The following is a 15,815-nucleotide window of genomic DNA, read 5'->3' on the forward strand; positions in this document are numbered from 1 at the left end:
CAGGGATCGTCGGGCAAGGGCTGTTTGCCCGACATGGTAGCAGGCAGTCCGGCATCGTGTCAGATGCCCGGCTTTTGCCGGGCAGATAGCGCCGATGTGGCGGAACGGGAATCGCGGCGGTTCTGCGCCCCGACCAGCCCGGCTCCTCCAAGGTAACGCTGCGCCGCGAGGGTGTATTCGACACAGATCCTGTAGGCGCAGGCGGGCGGCGATCCGACTTGCCCGCGAAGGGACTCCTCAGGTCACCGCTGTGCTCAACCCGCCAGCAACCAGACTCCGGTCGCCGCCGAAGCCGCTCCAGCCACGCGCACCAGCGGCGCCGCCGCCTGCGGCAACACCCGTACCAGCGCATACCCCAAGCCATGCAGGGCCGCCGTCGCCAGCACGAAGCCTGCGGCGTATGCCCAAGGGCTGGACATCTCCGGCAGTTCCAGGCCATGGGCCACGCCGTGGAACAGCGCGAACAGCGCCGTGGCGGCCACCGCCAGGCTGACCGGAGGGCGTACCGCCAGCGCCACGGCCAGGCCGAGTGCCAGCACCGAGGCGGCAATGCCGCTTTCCAGGGCCGGCAGTTCCAGGCCGGCGAAACCGAGCACGCCACCGATCAGCATGGTGCCGACGAAGGTGCAGGGCAGGGCCCAGCGCGCCGTGCCCTGTTGCTGGGCGGCCCACAGGCCGACGGCGACCATCGCCAGCAGGTGGTCGATACCACCGATGGGATGGCTGATGCCGGCGACCAGTCCGCTGTCGCCATGGCCGGGGTGGGCGAAGGCGATGGCCGGGGCCAACAGCAGGGTGACGGCGGTAAGGAGTTTCTTCAGGCTCATGGGCACATTCCTGTTGGTGGGAGGATCAGGCTGCGGTCAGCAGGCCTTGGCGTTCGATGAAGGCGATGATGTCTTGCAGGCCCTGGCCGGTCTTCTGGTTGCTGAATACGAAGGGCCGCTCACCGCGCATCCGCCGGGTGTCGCCGTCCATCATTTCCAGCGAGGCGCCGACCAGCGGGGCAAGGTCGATCTTGTTGATCACCAGCAGGTCGGACTTGCAGATACCCGGCCCGCCCTTGCGCGGCAGCTTGTCGCCGGCCGAGACATCGATCACGTAGATGGTCAGGTCGGACAGTTCCGGGCTGAAGGTCGCCGACAGGTTGTCGCCGCCCGACTCGACCAGGATCAGGTCCAGGCCCGGGAAGCGGCGGTTCAGCTGGTCCACCGCCTCGAGGTTGATCGAGGCGTCCTCGCGGATCGCGGTGTGCGGGCAGCCACCGGTTTCCACGCCGATGATCCGCTCCGGCGCCAGGGCCTGGTTGCGCACCAGGAAGTCGGCGTCTTCGCGGGTGTAGATATCGTTGGTGACCACGGCCAGGTTGTAGCGCTCGCGCAGGGCCAGGCACAGGGCCAGGGTCAGGGCGGTCTTGCCGGAGCCGACGGGACCGCCGATACCGACACGCAGGGGTTGTGCGTTCATCTTGCTCTCCTAGGAACGAAACAGGCGGCTGTACTGGCGCTCATGGGCCATGCATGCCAGGGACAGGCCGAAGGCGGCGCTGCCGATGTGTTGCGGGTCTTGTTCGCTGGCCGCCTGTTGCGCCTGCTGCAGCAGCGGCAGCAGTTCGCTGGTCAGGCGCTGCGCGGCCTGCTGGCCGAGCGGCAGGGTCTTCATCAGCACCGCCAGCTGGTTTTCCAGCCAGCTCCAGAGCCAGGCCGCCAGTGCGTCCTGCGGGCTGATTCGCCAGGCCCGGGCCGCCAGCGCCCAGCCGAGCGCCAGGTGGGGTTCGCCATGGCGCACGAGGAGGTCCCGGGCGGTCTCATCGAGTTCGGGCAGGCCACCGAGCAGTTGTTGCAGGGAATAGCCCATCTGCCGGCTTTCCAGGTACAGCTCGCGGGTCTCGCGGCTGGCGCGGTGTTCTTCGGCCAGCTGTTCCAGGCGCGGCCAGTCGGCTTGCGCCGCCGCGGTGCAGTGGGCCAGCAGCAGCGGCGCCTCGAAGCGGGCGAGGTTGAGCAACAACTGGTCGCCGATCCAGCGCCGGGCGCTGGCCGGATCATGCACCCGTGCCTGCTCCACGGCCATTTCCAGGCCCTGGGAATAGCTGTAGCCACCAATGGGCAGTTGCGGGCTGGCCAGGCGCAGCAGCGCCCAGGCCGGATTCATGTGCGTACACCGAACTGGTGCAGGCGGGGTGGGTAGTTGAAGTCTTCATCGCCGTGCCGCGAATGATGGTGGCCTCCACCGTAGGCACCGTGTTCCGGCTGGAAGGGCGCCTCGATGGTTTCGGTGTGGGCGCCGAGTTGTTCGAGCATGGCCTTGAGCACGTAGTCGTCGAGCAGGCGCAGCCAACCGTCGCCGACCTGCAGGGCGACATGGCGATTGCCCAGGTGATAGGCCGCACGGGTCAGTTCGAAGGCGCTGGCGCAGGTGACATGCAGCAACTGCTCGGGGCGGGCACAGACGCGGACGATACGTCCATCCTCGGCCTGCAGGAACTCGCCGTCGTACAGTGGTGGCTGACCGCGCTCAAGGAACAATCCCACGTCTTCACCGGCGGCACTGAAACAGCGCAGGCGGCTTTTGCTACGTGCCTCGAAGTTCAGGTGCAGCTCGGCGGTCCAGGCGGGTTGGGGTTCGATTCTGCGATGAATCACCAGCATCTTGGGGCTTCCAGCAATGAGCAATGCTTGAGCTAGAGCAAGGGGCTTGCCAATCGGGTGAAAGTTGGGAAATCCCTGTCAGAAAGCGCGACGCGCCTGAAAAAGGAGCGTAGCGATGTTTCTGAATGTTTCAAGATGGTGCGCCGGTGGGAGGGGGGCGCGTTTATGGGGCGCCCGGCCCCGAAAGAGAGTCACTCGGTGCTGCCGAGTCCTTGCCAGTGTTTCAGGCCGATGAAGATGAAGCGCAACTGCTGGGTGATCTTCGCCTGTGGCGCCAGGTAATCGGGCAGCGGCTCGAGCGGTGGATCGGTGATCTCCGGCAGGGTGGCGAACACGCTCTTGACGATCAGGTCGGCCATCACCGCCAGGCCATCGGTGTCCAGGTGTTGCAGCTTGGGCATCAGCGCCAGGTCGGCGGCCAGGTCGGAACTGATGTTCTCGCGCAGGCGGGCGATGGCCTGGCGCACGGGCAGGGAGCCGCCGTATTGCTCGCGGGCGAGAAACAGGAACTGCGAGCGGTTCAGCGCCACGACGTCGAGGAAGATACGTACCGAGGCGTCGATGATGCCGCCCATGACGAATTCGTTGTGGCGAACCAGGCGGATGGTTTCCCGGAAGGTCTGGCCTACTTCGCTGACCAGCGCCAGCCCGAGTTGGTCCATGTCGTCGAAATGCCGGTAGAAGCCGGTCGGCACGATGCCGGCGGTTTTCGCCACTTCACGCAGGCTGAGGCTGCCAAAACCACGGCCACCCTCCATCAGATGGCGCGCGGCGTCCATCAGGGCATGGCGGGTCTGTTGTTTCTGTTCGGCACGAGGCAGCATCGGCGGGACGTTTTCTGGAAGACAGGAGCGGCGCACTCTAGCAAATCAGCTTTGCCGGCGTCGAACGTGGCGCGGGGAGGGAGCAGGGAAGAAGCGGGGTCCTGAAATGTCGAAGCCCGATCCAAGGGACCGGGCTTCGTTCCAGGCCATCATGGCCTTAGCTCAGAGCTTGATGACGTTCGGCCAGGCGATCGGCACCGCCTTCGGTGATCAGGCCCTTGTCTTTCAGGCGATCGTTACCACCTTCGGCGAGAGTCTGGCCCAGCGGGGTACGGTCGCTGCCACCTTCGGCGAGAGTCTGGCCCAGTGGGGTGCGGTCGCTGCCACCTTCGGCAAGGGTCTGGCCCAGTGGGGTACGGTCGCTACCGCCTTCGGCGAGAGTCTGGCCCAGCGGGGTACGGTCGCTGCCACCTTCGGCGAGAGTCTGGCCCAGTGGGGTGCGGTCGCTGCCACCTTCGGCGAGGGTCTGGCCCAGTGGGGTGCGGTCGCTGCCACCTTCGGCGAGAGTCTGGCCCAGTGGGGTACGGTCGCTACCACCTTCGGCAAGGGTCTGGCCTTGTGGGGTGCGGTCGCTGCCGTCGGACGCCAGGGTTTGACCTTGTGGCGTGCGTTCGGAACCATCCGAGGCCAGGGTGTTCAGCGATTGGCTGACAGTGGCGTGGCTGGCTTGGGCCTGTGGTGCAGCCTGTTCACGGGCTGGCAGGGCATAGGCGTTGGCGGTCAGAACAGCAAGGGTGAGGCTGAGAAGTAATTGGCGTTTCATGATCGGTTGCTCCGTGGGAGGGCGATAAAGTGGGTACGGAGCTAATGTTACCCTTGCAAAATCGATATAAAAGTTCATAAAGACAATGTTAATAATCAACGGAATTGATTGTTCTGGGCGAGGTGTCTAGCTCGGGCCTTACAGGGTGTTACCTGTGCTCCGTATTGGGTATTTTCTACCCATCACTGCTTCATGAAAGGGCGTGGCGAGGAACGAAAAACTGATGGATTGGTCAGCTTCGGCCCGCTGCGATTTCCCCCCGGTTGGTGGTTTTTCATTAAACCTTGCCGGGGGTTTGCCAGTCGTAAAGGTATATCGCGTCGCTTTTTGGACGTTCAGCCGTTATCAGGAGCCTCGTGCAATGACGCGCACTCGAAAAATCTTCCTCTGGACCGGCGCCAGCCTGGTCATGCTGCTGGCGGTGCTGGTGGCGATCATCGCGTTCTTCGATTGGAACCGGATCAAGCCGCCGGTCAACGCCAAGGTTTCCGAAATCCTCCATCGCCCGTTCGCCATCAATGGTGACCTGTCGGTGCGTTGGCAGCGAGAACCCGACGAAGGCGGCTGGCGCGCCTGGATGCCCTGGCCCCACGTGATTGCCGAGGACCTGACGCTGGGCAACCCGGACTGGTCGAAGAACCCGCAGATGGTCACCCTCAAGCGTGTCGAGCTGCGCCTTGCGCCTCTGCCGCTGTTGGCCCGGCAGGTGGTGATCCCGCGGATCGACCTGACCGAGCCGAACGCCAGCCTCGAACGGCTGGCCGATGGCCGGGCCAACTGGACGTTCCAGTTCGACCCCAAGGACCCCAACGAGCCACCGTCGGCCTGGACGGTGGATATTGGCGCCATCGGTTTCGACAAGGGCCATGTCACCCTCGACGACAAGAGCCTCAAGACCCAGCTCGACCTGATCATCGACCCGCTGGGCAAGCCGGTCCCGTTCAGCGATATCGTTGGCGACAGCGCGGCGAAAAAGGCTTTGGAGAAGGGCTCCGCACCGCAGGACTATGCGTTCGCTCTGAAGGTCAAGGGCCAGTACCACGGCCAGGGGCTCGCGGGGACCGGCAAGGTCGGCGGCCTGCTGGCATTGCAGGATGCGGCCAAGCCGTTTCCGGTGCAGGCCGATGTGAAGATTGCCGATACCCGCATCGCCGTGGCCGGTACCCTGACCGACCCACGCAACCTCGGGGCCCTGGACCTGCGCCTCAAGCTGGCCGGCAACAGCCTGGGCAATCTCTACCCGCTGACCGGCGTGACCCTGCCGGATTCGCCGGCCTACGAGACGGACGGCCACCTGGTCGCCAAGCTGCACGAGCCGACCGGTGCGACCTTCAAGTATGAGCAGTTCAACGGCAAGATCGGCACCAGCGACATCCATGGCGACCTGTCGTACGTCGCCAGCCAGCCACGGCCGAAACTCACCGGCGTGCTGGTCTCCAACCAACTGCTGATGACCGACCTGGCGCCACTGATCGGTGCGGACTCCAACGCCAAGCAGAAGGCCCGCGGCGGCGAGAGCAAGCAGCCGGCGGACAAGGTCCTGCCGGTCGAGGAGTTCCGCACCGAGCGTTGGCGCGACATGGATGCCGATGTCGAGTTCACCGGCAAGCGCATCGTCCACAGCGCCGAGTTGCCCTTCACCGACCTCTACACCCACCTGCTGCTCGACGATGGTCAGCTGAGCCTGGAGCCGCTGCGTTTCGGCGTCGCCGGAGGCAAGCTCGATGCGCAGATCCGCCTCAACGGTCGTGCCACGCCGATGCAGGGACGGGCGAAGCTGACCGCGCGCAATTTCAAGCTCAAGCAGTTGTTCCCGACTTTCGAACCGATGAAAACCAGCTTTGGCGAACTCAATGGCGATGCCGATATCAGCGGTACCGGCAACTCGGTGGCCCGCTTGCTGGGGACCTCCAATGGCGACCTGAAGATGCTGATCAACGATGGCGCCATCAGCCGGGGGCTGATGGAGATCGCCGGGCTCAATGTCGGCAACTATGTGGTGGGCAAGATCTTTGGCGACAAGGAGGTGAAGATCAATTGCGCGGCGGCCGACCTCGGTATCAAGAATGGCCTGGCGAGCACCCGGCTGTTCGTCTTCGATACCGAGAACGCGATCATCTACATCGACGGCACGGCCAATTTTGCCAACGAGCAACTGGACCTGAAGATCAGTCCCGAGTCCAAGGGCTTCCGGCTGCTGTCCCTGCGTTCGCCGCTGTATGTGCGGGGCAGGTTCATCAAGCCCGACGCGGGCGTGCAGGCGGTACCGCTGCTGCTGCGCGGGGCGGGCATGGTGGCGCTGGGCGTGATTGCGGGGCCGGCGACCGGCTTGCTGGCGCTGGTGGCGCCGGGGGGCGATGTGCCGAACCAGTGTGCGCCGTTGCTGGAGCAGATGAAGTCCGGCAAGGCGCCGCGGACGGTTAGGAACTGAGGCTGCCGCGATGGCAGGATGACTCGCTTTTCTGTGGGAGCGGGCTTGCCCGCGAAGAGGTCCGTGAGACCGCTAAAAGCTTCGCGGGCAAGCCCGCTCCCACAGGGGGACTCCCCAACTCCAGAGATACCCCTTAAAAGAACGTGTGCGATTCCTACAGGTCCTTCAGGATATCCGCCATGTCATCGGCATGTTCTTCCTCCTGGGCGAGGATGTCCTCGAAGATCCGCCGCGTGGTCGGGTCCTGGTCGCCAATGAACTGGATGATCTCGCGGTAGCTGTCCACCGCGATCCGCTCGGCCACCAGGTCCTCGTACACCATTTCCTTGAGCGTCTTGCCGGCCACGTACTGGGCGTGGGATCGCTGGGACAGCAGGTCCGGGTTGAATTCCGGCTCGCCACCCAGTTGCACGATCCGTTCGGCCAGCCGGTCGGCGTGGGCCATTTCCTGGTTGGCGTGCTCGAGGAATTCGTCGGCGGCGACACTGGCCTTCAGCCCGGTGGCCATGAAGTGGTGGCGCTTGTAGCGCAGGGTGCAGACCAGTTCGGTGGCCAGCGATTCGTTGAGCAGGCGCAGGATTTCGCTGCGGTCGGCTCCGTAGCCTTCGGTGACCGCGCCGTTCTCGACGTTCTTGCGTGCACGTTCACGCAGGGTGGTTACATCGGACAAATGCATGTCGCTCATCTCGATCTCCTGGCTGATACGGTTAGGGCGCCTCGCTCTGCTGGCGAGATCGCTACCCAGGGTGTGAGTGTTGCGAGAGCGGAAAAGTTTTATCCGATTGTTACTGCATGGCTGGCAGAACGGCGCCTGTCGTCGTGTTGTCATCTTCTATGCCGATGCTTTCGCCCCTGGCCTAGGCTTTCATTGGTTCCCTGTCATGGATGGTCATTGATGTCGCAAGAGCTCGCCACGCGTTACCCGCTGGTGCTGGTGCCGGGCATGCTCGGGTTCGTCCGGCTGCTGTGGTTTCCCTACTGGTATGGCATCACCCCGGCCTTGCGCGCAGGTGGTGCGAAGGTGTTCGCGATCCAGGTATCGCCGCTGCACTCCAACGAGGTGCGTGGCGAGCAGCTGCTGGAGCGGATCGAGCGGATACGCCATGAAACCGGGGCACAAAAGGTCAACCTGATCGGCCATAGCCAGGGCTCGCTGACCGCACGGTACGCGGCGGCCCGACGGCCGGAATGGGTGGCATCGGTGACTTCGGTGGCCGGGCCCAATCATGGTTCGGAACTGGCCGATCATTTCCAGCGCCACTATCCGCCGAGCAGCGTCCGCGGGCGCTTGCTGACCTTCGTGCTGTGCGCCGTCGCGCGGCTGATGGGCTGGCTGGAAACCGGCTATCGCGGCCCCGTGTTGCCGATGGACCTGACCGCCTCGCACCAGTCGCTGACCAGCGAGGGCGTCGCGCTGTTCAACCGGCAATACCCGCAGGGCCTCCCGGAACGCTGGGGCGGGCAGGGGGCTGAACTGGTCGACGGCGTGCGCTACTACTCCTGGTCGGGGACCCTGCAGCCGGGCATCACCGATCGTGGGCGCAACCTGTTCGATGGCACCAACCGCAGTTGCCGGCTGTTCGCCAGGACGTTCATCCGCGAAGCCGGACAGTGCGATGGCATGGTCGGGCGCTACAGCTCTCACCTGGGGACGGTCATCGGCGATGACTATCCCCTCGATCACTTCGATATCGTCAACCAGTCACTGGGCCTGGTCGGCAAGGGGGCCGAGCCGATCCGGCTGTTCGTCGAGCATGCGCGGCGGCTCAAGGCCGCAGGACTCTAGCGGCCTTGCGCAGTGGCGTGGTCCAGCGCTCGGAGAGGATCACGCCACCCAGGGTCATGGCACCACCCAGCAGGTGATACACCGCCAGTTGCTCACGCAGGACCACGGCGGCGATCAGCGCGGTCAGGATCGGCAGCAGGTTGAAGAACAGCACCGTGCGGCTCGGTCCCAGCCGGGCCACCGCCTTCATCCACACCAGCGGCGCGAGCATCGACGCCAGCAGGCAGGCGTACAGCACCAGGCCGGCGTTGTGCAGGTTCGGCCCGACCTTGGGTGAGAGCCAGTACAGCGGGAACAGCACCACCACCGCCACCAGGATCTGCAGGTACAGCAACTGCAACGGTGGCAGGCGCAGCTGCCATTTTTTCAACAGGGTGCTGTAGACCGCGTAGGCCAGGGTCGCGCCGAGCATCATGCCGTCGCCCAGGTTCACGCCGTGGGTCAGCAGCGAGGCGAGGTTGCCCGCCGAGACCACCACCAGTACGCCGATGAAGGACAGCGCCGCCCCCGACAGTGCACCGGCGGTCAGGCGCTGACCGAGGCTGACGATCGCCAGGGCCAGGGACATCAACGGCATCAGTGAGAGGATGATGCCCATGTTGGTCGCGGTGGTCAGGGTTGCGGCGTAGTAGGCCAGGCTCTGGTAGGCGACCATGCCGAGCACGCCCAGGGTGATGATCTTGCCCAGGTGCGGGCGGATCGCCGCACGGTTGGCGATGACCGGACGCAGCAGGAAGGGGCTGAACAGCAGGGCCGCCAGCAACCAGCGGTAGAAGCCGATTTCGGCCGGGAAGATCGAGCCGACGGCCATCTTGTTGACGACGGTGTTGCCGGCCCAGATGAAGATGGCGAGCAGGGGAAACGCGTATTGCATAGGGTTCCAACCGGAATGACAGGGTGAGTGGAATTATCCCGCTGTCCGGATCAAAGCTTATACTTCAATCCAGTCAATCGGCGTCGGAATCCGGACAGCATGCAAAAGATCCCCATCGAGATCCCTTCTTTCCCCGATCTGCCGGCGCCGGTCTATTTCCGCTATGCCGAGTTCGGCCCGGGTAGCCATGCGGCCACCCATCGACATCGCTGGGGTTCGCTGGACTATGTGTCCCATGGCGTCATCCACTATGAGGTCGCCGGCCGGCGTTTCATGTCGCCGTCGCGCTACGCCCTGTGGATTCCGCCCGATACCGAGCACAGCGCCTACAACACCCAGGCGATCGTCTACCGCTCGGTCTATGTGGCCGAGGAACATTGCCGGGGCATGCCCGAGGTGGCGAGCACGCTGGCCATCAGCGACATTCTCAAGGCGATCCTCGGCGATTTCGCCCGGCGCGATGTGAAGATCCCCAGTGATCCGGCCGATATCCGCCTGGCCCAGGTGCTGGTCGACCAGTTGCATCAGGCCAAGGTCCACAGTTGCTACCTGCCGTACTCGGATGACCCGGGGCTGCTCAGCGTACTTGAAGGATTGCAGGACGACCCGGCGGACAACCGTTCGCTGGCGCAGTGGGCGGCGAGCCTGCATGTCAGTGAGCGGACCCTGGCGCGCCTGTTCGTGCGCGAGCTGGGCGTGAGTTTTGGCGAGTGGCGCCAGCGCCTGCGATTCGTCTGGGCGATTCAGGCGCTGGAAGGGCCCCGCAGCGTCCAGGCGATCGCCTTCGACCTGGGCTACAGCACCGCCTCGGCCTTCATCGCGATGTTCCAGCGCCAGGCTGGCTGTACGCCGGAGCAGTACCGGCGCCAGTCGCGGCTGCCCTGATACCGGAATGCCGGTCACTGGAGGTGTAACGGGGTTTGTCTACACTTCTCCGAGAGCCGTGCCCATCGGCGCGGCAACAAGGAGAAAACTCCATGAACATGCTGCGTATCCCGTTGTTGCTGGCTGGCCTGCTGCTGTGTTCCCAGGGCTTTGCCGCCACCGCTGCCCAACAGGCCCAGCAGGACAAGATGAAGACCTGCAACGCTGACGCCACCACCAAGGCGCTCAAGGGCGATGAGCGCAAGGCCTTCATGAGCAACTGCCTGAAAGCCCAGCCCGCCAAGGCGGCGACCCAGCAGGACAAGATGAAGACCTGCAACGCCGACGCCACCGCCAAGGCTCTCAAGGGCGATGAGCGCAAGACCTTCATGAGCACCTGCCTGAAGAAGTGACCCTGCCTGGCAAGACCTCTACTGTGGCGGTTGGAGGTCTTCGGGGCGCCGTTGTCCAGCGCGAATTTTCCGTCCGACGTGGAAATAGTCCTGGCCAGCGCCCTGAAGAGTTGGGCCGTGCGTCGAAGCCATTGTCGCGTGCGTTCGGCTGGCTCGCTGCCGTCGACAGTGTCCTGGAAAAGAGTTCTCCCCAACTGGAAGTGCAGGTCGACGCCGGTCTGAAGTTGCAGGTACTGGGGTACTGGAAACACGCTGGGCAGAAGCCGGCGCCTGGTTACGAACACCGAAGCGTCACTGAAAAGGTGTATAACACCTAAAGGAACCGATGGGAGGACAAGCCGCTCGATATCCCCACGGTATCGACCTTTACTTCCTGTGGGGTGCTGGGAACGACGTTCGTGCCCGAGAAACGGAAGGTCTACCTGGTGGAGTTTTCCCTGAGGGGTGACGGTTGCCAGCAGCAGGTCTATGACATTACCCAGGCCAGTGCACGGATGCCGGTGGCACTCCTGGAAGACTTCCCGCCCGCTTCCCGCAAGGTTTCCGAAGACTAGTTCTGTCAGTTGAACGCTGGCAGACTGCCCATCCTTTGGCACTGTTTAGTTTTGAGGCTGTATGTCGGCGTTTCCCCAGCGTTATGTAGTCTTGGCCAGTTTGATCATCGTCTGCGGCAGCCTGCTGCTGGTATTGCCATTGCGGCTGTTGCCGAGCCTGCTGGCTGGCCTGCTGGTGTTCGAACTGGTGAACATGCTCACGCCCAAGCTCGAGCATCTGATTGCCGGGCGGCGTGCACGCTGGTTGGCGGTCCTGTTGCTGGGCACGCTGATCGTCAGCGTGTTGACGTTGATCTTTGCCGGGGCGATCAGCTTCCTGCTGCATGAGGCGGAAAATCCCGGAGCGTCGCTGGGTAAATTCATGGTGGTGGTGGACAAGGCCCGCGGGCAGTTGCCGCCGTTCATCGATGCCTATCTGCCCGCCAGCGCGGCGGAGTTCCAGGTGGCGATCGGGGAATGGCTCAAGCGCCACCTGAGCGAGCTGCAACTGGTCGGCAAGGACGCGGCGCACATGTTCGTGACCCTGCTGATCGGCATGGTGCTGGGGGCGATCGTGGCCTTGCAGCATGTTTCCGATGCCAGCCAGCGCAAACCGCTGGCGGCGGCGTTGTTCGATCGCCTGCGGTTGCTGGTGCAGGCGTTTCGCAACATCGTCTTCGCCCAGATCAAGATCTCGGCGCTCAATACCGCCTTCACTGCCGTATTCCTCGCGGTGATCCTGCCGTTGTGCGGGATCAAGCTGCCGTTGACCAAGACCCTGATCGTGCTGACCTTCCTGCTCGGCCTGCTGCCGGTGATCGGTAACCTGATGTCCAACACCCTGATCACCATCGTCGCCCTGTCGTTGTCGATCTGGGTCGCGGCGGCGGCGCTGGGCTACCTGATCTTCATCCACAAGCTGGAGTACTTCCTCAACGCGCGGATCGTCGGCGGGCAGATCAGTGCCAAGTCGTGGGAGCTGCTGATGGCGATGCTGGTGTTCGAGGCGGCGTTCGGCCTGCCCGGAGTGGTGGCGGGGCCGATCTACTATGCGTACATCAAGAGTGAGCTGAAGCTGGCTGAGCTGGTCTGACCGGCCCTGCGTTTATCCGGCTTGCCCGCGAAATCCGATCGTTCCCACGCTCCGCGTGGGAGCGTCTCTCAGGACGCTCGGCGTCCGTCCCGGGTGACGCAAAGCGTCACGTGCTGCATTCCCACGCGGAGCGTGGGAACGATCAGAGGGCGGGGCGGGGATGTTCCGATCGTTCCCACGCTCTGCGTGGGAACGCCTCCCAGGACGCTCGGCGTTCGTCCCGGGTGACGCAAAGCGTCACGTGCTGCATTCCCACGCGGAGCGTGGGAACGATCAGAGGGCGGCGCGGGGATGTACCGATCGTTCCCACGCTCTGCGTGGGAACGCCTCCCAGGACGCTCGGCGTCCGCCCCGGGTGACGCAAAGCGTCGCGTGCTGCATTCCCACGCGGAGCGTGGGAACGATCAGATCCGGCTTGCCCGCGAAATCCGATCGTTCCCACGCTCCGCGTGGGAACGTCTCTCAGGGCGCTCGGCGTCCGTCCCGGGTGACGCAAAGCGTCACGTGCTGCATTCCCACGCGGAGCGTGGGAACGATCAGAGGGCGGGGGCGGGCGTGTTGGAAGCGGGAGTCAGCCGTAGCGCTTCTGCGCGTCGATCGCCAGGCCGCTGCCGATGCTGCCGAAGATGTTCCCTTCGACGTGGCGGGCGTTCGGCAGCATCGCCGCGACGCTCTGGCGCAACGCCGGAATGCCGCTCGAACCGCCGGTGAAGAACACCGTGTCGACCTGCTCGACGGCCACTCCGGCCGTACCGAGGATCTGCGTGACGCTCTGGCGAATCCGCTCCAGCAGGTTGTCGATCGACGACTCGAACAGGGCACGGCTCAGGTCCACGCTCAGGCCCGCCTCGATGCGGTCCAGTGGCACATGGCGGTTCTCGGCATGGGTCAGCTGGATCTTGGTTTCCTCGACCTCCATCGCCAGCCAGTGCCCGGCGCGCTGCTCGATCAGCTTGAACAGGCGGTCGATGCCCACGGTGTCCTCGATGTCGTAGCGCATGCTGCCCAGGGCCAGCTGGGACTTCTGCGAGTACACCGAGTTGATGGTGTGCCAGGTCGCCAGGTTCATGTGGTGGCTGGTCGGCATGAAGGCGCCGCTCTTCATCCGGCTGCCATAGCCGAACAGCGGCATCACGCCCTGCAGGCTCAACTGCTTGTCGAAGTCGGTACCGCCGACGTGCACGCCGCCGGTGGCGAGGATGTCCTCGTGGCGGTTGTCCAGGCCCCGACGCTCTGGCGACAGGCGCACCAGCGAGAAGTCCGAGGTACCGCCGCCGATGTCAACGATCAGCACCAGCTCCTCGCGCTCGATGGTCGACTCGTAGTCGAAGGCCGCGGCGATCGGTTCGTACTGGAAGGACACGTCCTTGAAGCCGATCTTCTTCGCCACTTCCACCAGGGTGTCCTCGGCCTCCTTGTCGGCAACCGGGTCGTCATCGACGAAAAACACCGGGCGACCCAGCACCACCTGCTCGAACTCACGCCCGGCGGTCGCTTCCAGGCGGCCCTTCAGTTGGCCGATGAACATCCCGAGCAGGTCCTTGAACGGCAGCGCGGTACCGAGCACGCTGGTGTCGTGCTTGATCAGCTTGGAGCCCAGCAGGCTCTTGAGCGAGCGCATCAGGCGGCCTTCGTAACCTTCCAGATACTCGTGCAGGGCCAGCCGGCCGTAGACCGGGCGGCGTTCCTCGATGTTGAAGAAGACCACCGAAGGCAGGGTGATCTTGTCGTCCTCCAGTGCGATCAGCGTTTCCAGGCCGGGGCGCAGCCAGCCGACCGTGGAGTTGGACGTGCCGAAGTCGATGCCGCAGGCACGGGCCGCAGAGGCGTCTTTCATGTCTTTCGAGTTCCGGTGAAAAAACGGCCGCGCAGTGTATGCCAGTCGAGCGCGGAATCGAAGGCCGGTTATCCGCTCAATTGCGCATTGGCGACTTGAAAGGTGCGCCATTGCACCCAAACTTGCTGTCACTGGTTCGTGTTGTGTATCGGCGATGACAAGAAATCGCCGACACGGCCGATAAACTTCTGAAGCCCCGCCCAGTCACAGCCTTGAGAACGGTCAATTCATACTGCACCGAAAGGCGCATGCTGTGTCCTGCCGAGCGGCGCGATATCGATAATGCAGGGTGATCCCTAGATGGACTTCAAAGACTACTACAAGATCCTGGGTGTCGAGCCTACGGCGGATGACAAGGCGATCAAGGCCGCGTACCGCAAGCTGGCGCGCAAGTACCACCCGGATGTCAGCAAGGAAAAGGATGCCGAAGCCAAGTTCAAGGATGCCTCGGAAGCCTATGAAGCGCTGAAAAGCGCCGACAAGCGCGCCGAGTACGACGAACTGCGCAAATACGGCCAGCACGGCCAGCCGTTCCAGGGCCCGCCGGGCTGGCAGGGGCGTGGCGGTGGTGCCGGGTTTGGCGGTGGTGGTGATTTTTCGGATTTCTTCAGTTCGATCTTCGGCTCGCGCGGTGCCGGATTTGGTGGCGGACAATCAGGTCGCAGCGCCGGCCGGCGAGGGCAGGACGTGGAAATGGAATTACCGATCTTTCTGGAAGAAAGCCTGTCCAACGAATCGAAGAAGGTCACCTTCCAGGTGCCGCAGTACAACGCGGCCGGCCAGCACGTGAGCAACACCAGCAAGAGCCTGAACGTGAAGATTCCGGCCGGGGTGACCGACGGCGAACGCATCCGCCTCAAGGGCCAGGGTGCGCCGGGCGTTGGCGGCGGGGCCAATGGCGACCTGTACCTGACCATTCGTTTCGCACCCCACCCCAAATTCGATGTCGAAGGGGAGAACCTGATCATCACGTTGCCATTGGCTCCGTGGGAGCTGGCGCTGGGCACTGAAGTGGCGGTGCCGACCCTGACGGGTAAAATCAATCTCAAGGTGCCCGCCGGCAGCCAGAACGGCCAGCGCATGCGGGCCAAGGGCCACGGCCTGTTGAACAAGGCCGGGCAGCGCGGTTATCTGTTCGTGCAACTCAAGGCGGTCATGCCCAAGCACAGCGACGACGCGGTGAAGGCGCTGTGGCAGGAGCTGGCGAAGAAGGCCGCATTCGACCCGAGAGAACAATGGAGTAGTTGATCATGAGTCCTGCCCTGAGCGTTCAACTGGATATGCAAGCCTTCTGCGAGGCGTCCGATCTGCCGGTCGCCTACGTGATCGAAATCGTCGAACACGGCATCCTCGAACCTCAGGGCCGCTCACCGGACGCCTGGCGTTTTCTCGACCACGAATTGCCGATCGCCCGGCATGCGGCGCGGCTGCACCAGGATCTGGAGCTGGAGTGGCAGGGCGTCGCCCTGGCGCTGGAACTGTTGGGCGAAGTCCGCGAACTGCGGGCAGAGAACCGCATGCTGCGCCAGCGGCTGCAGCGTTTCGTCCACGATTGAGCGGTGGGAACCCTTCGCGGATAAATCCGGCTCCCACACGTGCTCTAGGGCACCGCGGATTATCAGCTTGCCGTTCACCCTTTCACTTCTGATTTTATCTGCCCTAAAGACACAAGCAGAACTTATCCGCGAATCGCCAAAGGCGGCCAGTATCCGACCGCTCATCGCAGGGGAGTTAAAGACAGTTGGCTCC

17 protein-coding genes are annotated in these 15,815 nt (G+C 64.0%); 8 read left to right on the forward strand and 9 right to left on the reverse strand.

Annotated elements, in window-relative coordinates:
- Positions 1–254 precede the first annotated feature (254 nt).
- The 6 genes from HU752_RS03790 to HU752_RS03815 form a co-directional block, all read right to left on the reverse strand.
- A complete protein-coding gene (locus HU752_RS03790) occupies positions 255–827 on the reverse strand; it encodes a HupE/UreJ family protein (RefSeq protein ID WP_186683417.1) in 573 nt (190 codons plus the stop codon).
- 25 nt (positions 828–852) lie between these two features.
- Positions 853–1,467 carry an urease accessory protein UreG gene (gene ureG, locus HU752_RS03795; protein WP_186683418.1) on the reverse strand — a complete coding sequence of 205 codons (615 nt, stop codon included), beginning with the start codon at positions 1,465–1,467 and terminating at the stop codon, positions 853–855.
- A 9-nt stretch (positions 1,468–1,476) separates the two neighbouring features.
- On the reverse strand, positions 1,477–2,151 hold the full coding sequence (locus tag HU752_RS03800; RefSeq protein WP_186683419.1) for an urease accessory protein UreF: 675 nt from the start codon (positions 2,149–2,151) through the stop codon (positions 1,477–1,479).
- Positions 2,148–2,648, reverse strand: a complete 501-nt coding sequence (gene ureE, locus HU752_RS03805; RefSeq protein WP_186683420.1) for an urease accessory protein UreE — start codon at positions 2,646–2,648, stop codon at positions 2,148–2,150. Before ureE ends, HU752_RS03800 begins: the two co-directional genes overlap by 4 nt.
- Positions 2,649–2,839: 191 nt before the next feature.
- Positions 2,840–3,472, reverse strand: coding sequence for a TetR family transcriptional regulator (locus tag HU752_RS03810; protein ID WP_186683421.1), 633 nt, complete (start codon positions 3,470–3,472; stop codon positions 2,840–2,842).
- Between the two features lie 157 nt (positions 3,473–3,629).
- Positions 3,630–4,235 (reverse strand): WD40 repeat domain-containing protein, encoded by a 606-nt coding sequence (locus HU752_RS03815; protein WP_217838501.1) that lies wholly within the window; start codon positions 4,233–4,235, stop codon positions 3,630–3,632.
- A 361-nt stretch (positions 4,236–4,596) separates the two neighbouring features.
- On the opposite strand from HU752_RS03815, the gene HU752_RS03820 reads away from it, so the two are divergent.
- The gene (locus HU752_RS03820; RefSeq protein WP_186685626.1) at positions 4,597–6,666 is read left to right on the forward strand and encodes an AsmA family protein; all 2,070 of its coding nucleotides are present in this window, start codon (positions 4,597–4,599) and stop codon (positions 6,664–6,666) included.
- A 154-nt stretch (positions 6,667–6,820) separates the two neighbouring features.
- Here HU752_RS03820 and HU752_RS03825 read toward each other — a convergent pair whose 3' ends face one another.
- Positions 6,821–7,351 carry a ferritin-like domain-containing protein gene (locus HU752_RS03825; RefSeq protein ID WP_186685628.1) on the reverse strand — a complete coding sequence of 177 codons (531 nt, stop codon included), beginning with the start codon at positions 7,349–7,351 and terminating at the stop codon, positions 6,821–6,823.
- Positions 7,352–7,561: 210 nt separating this feature from the next.
- On the opposite strand from HU752_RS03825, the gene HU752_RS03830 reads away from it, so the two are divergent.
- Positions 7,562–8,452, forward strand: coding sequence for an esterase/lipase family protein (locus tag HU752_RS03830; RefSeq protein WP_186685630.1), 891 nt, complete (start codon positions 7,562–7,564; stop codon positions 8,450–8,452).
- Here the strand turns inward: HU752_RS03830 and HU752_RS03835 are convergent.
- Positions 8,433–9,326: a DMT family transporter gene (locus HU752_RS03835; RefSeq protein ID WP_186685632.1), complete on the reverse strand. Its 894-nt coding sequence runs from the start codon at positions 9,324–9,326 to the stop codon at positions 8,433–8,435. The two genes, HU752_RS03830 and HU752_RS03835, sit on opposite strands and share 20 nt — an antisense overlap.
- 99 nt (positions 9,327–9,425) lie before the next feature.
- Here HU752_RS03835 and HU752_RS03840 point away from each other — a divergent pair, with 99 nt between their 5' ends.
- From HU752_RS03840 to HU752_RS03855, 4 genes are all read left to right on the forward strand, one after another.
- Entirely contained in the window at positions 9,426–10,211 is a 786-nt protein-coding gene (locus tag HU752_RS03840) for an AraC family transcriptional regulator (RefSeq protein WP_186685634.1), read from the forward strand.
- 92 nt (positions 10,212–10,303) lie between these two features.
- Entirely contained in the window at positions 10,304–10,603 is a 300-nt protein-coding gene (locus HU752_RS03845; protein ID WP_186685636.1) for a PsiF family protein, read from the forward strand.
- A 398-nt stretch (positions 10,604–11,001) separates the two neighbouring features.
- Entirely contained in the window at positions 11,002–11,157 is a 156-nt protein-coding gene (locus HU752_RS03850) for a hypothetical protein (RefSeq protein WP_186685638.1), read from the forward strand.
- Between the two features lie 61 nt (positions 11,158–11,218).
- Positions 11,219–12,229 carry an AI-2E family transporter gene (locus HU752_RS03855; protein WP_186685640.1) on the forward strand — a complete coding sequence of 337 codons (1,011 nt, stop codon included), beginning with the start codon at positions 11,219–11,221 and terminating at the stop codon, positions 12,227–12,229.
- 571 nt (positions 12,230–12,800) lie between these two features.
- Here the strand turns inward: HU752_RS03855 and HU752_RS03860 are convergent.
- Positions 12,801–14,066, reverse strand: coding sequence for an Hsp70 family protein (locus HU752_RS03860; RefSeq protein WP_186685642.1), 1,266 nt, complete (start codon positions 14,064–14,066; stop codon positions 12,801–12,803).
- Between the two features lie 300 nt (positions 14,067–14,366).
- On the opposite strand from HU752_RS03860, the gene HU752_RS03865 reads away from it, so the two are divergent.
- Together HU752_RS03865 and HU752_RS03870 are read left to right on the forward strand one after the other, a co-directional pair.
- Complete coding sequence (locus HU752_RS03865; RefSeq protein WP_186685650.1) at positions 14,367–15,314, forward strand: DnaJ C-terminal domain-containing protein; 948 nt, start codon at positions 14,367–14,369, stop codon at positions 15,312–15,314.
- A gap of 2 nt (positions 15,315–15,316) precedes the next feature.
- A complete protein-coding gene (locus HU752_RS03870) occupies positions 15,317–15,622 on the forward strand; it encodes a chaperone modulator CbpM (RefSeq protein ID WP_186685652.1) in 306 nt (101 codons plus the stop codon).
- The last annotated feature ends 193 nt before the right edge of the window (positions 15,623–15,815 follow it).

The sequence above is a fragment of the Pseudomonas vanderleydeniana genome, from assembly GCF_014268755.2.
Lineage (GTDB): Bacteria > Pseudomonadota > Gammaproteobacteria > Pseudomonadales > Pseudomonadaceae > Aquipseudomonas > Aquipseudomonas vanderleydeniana.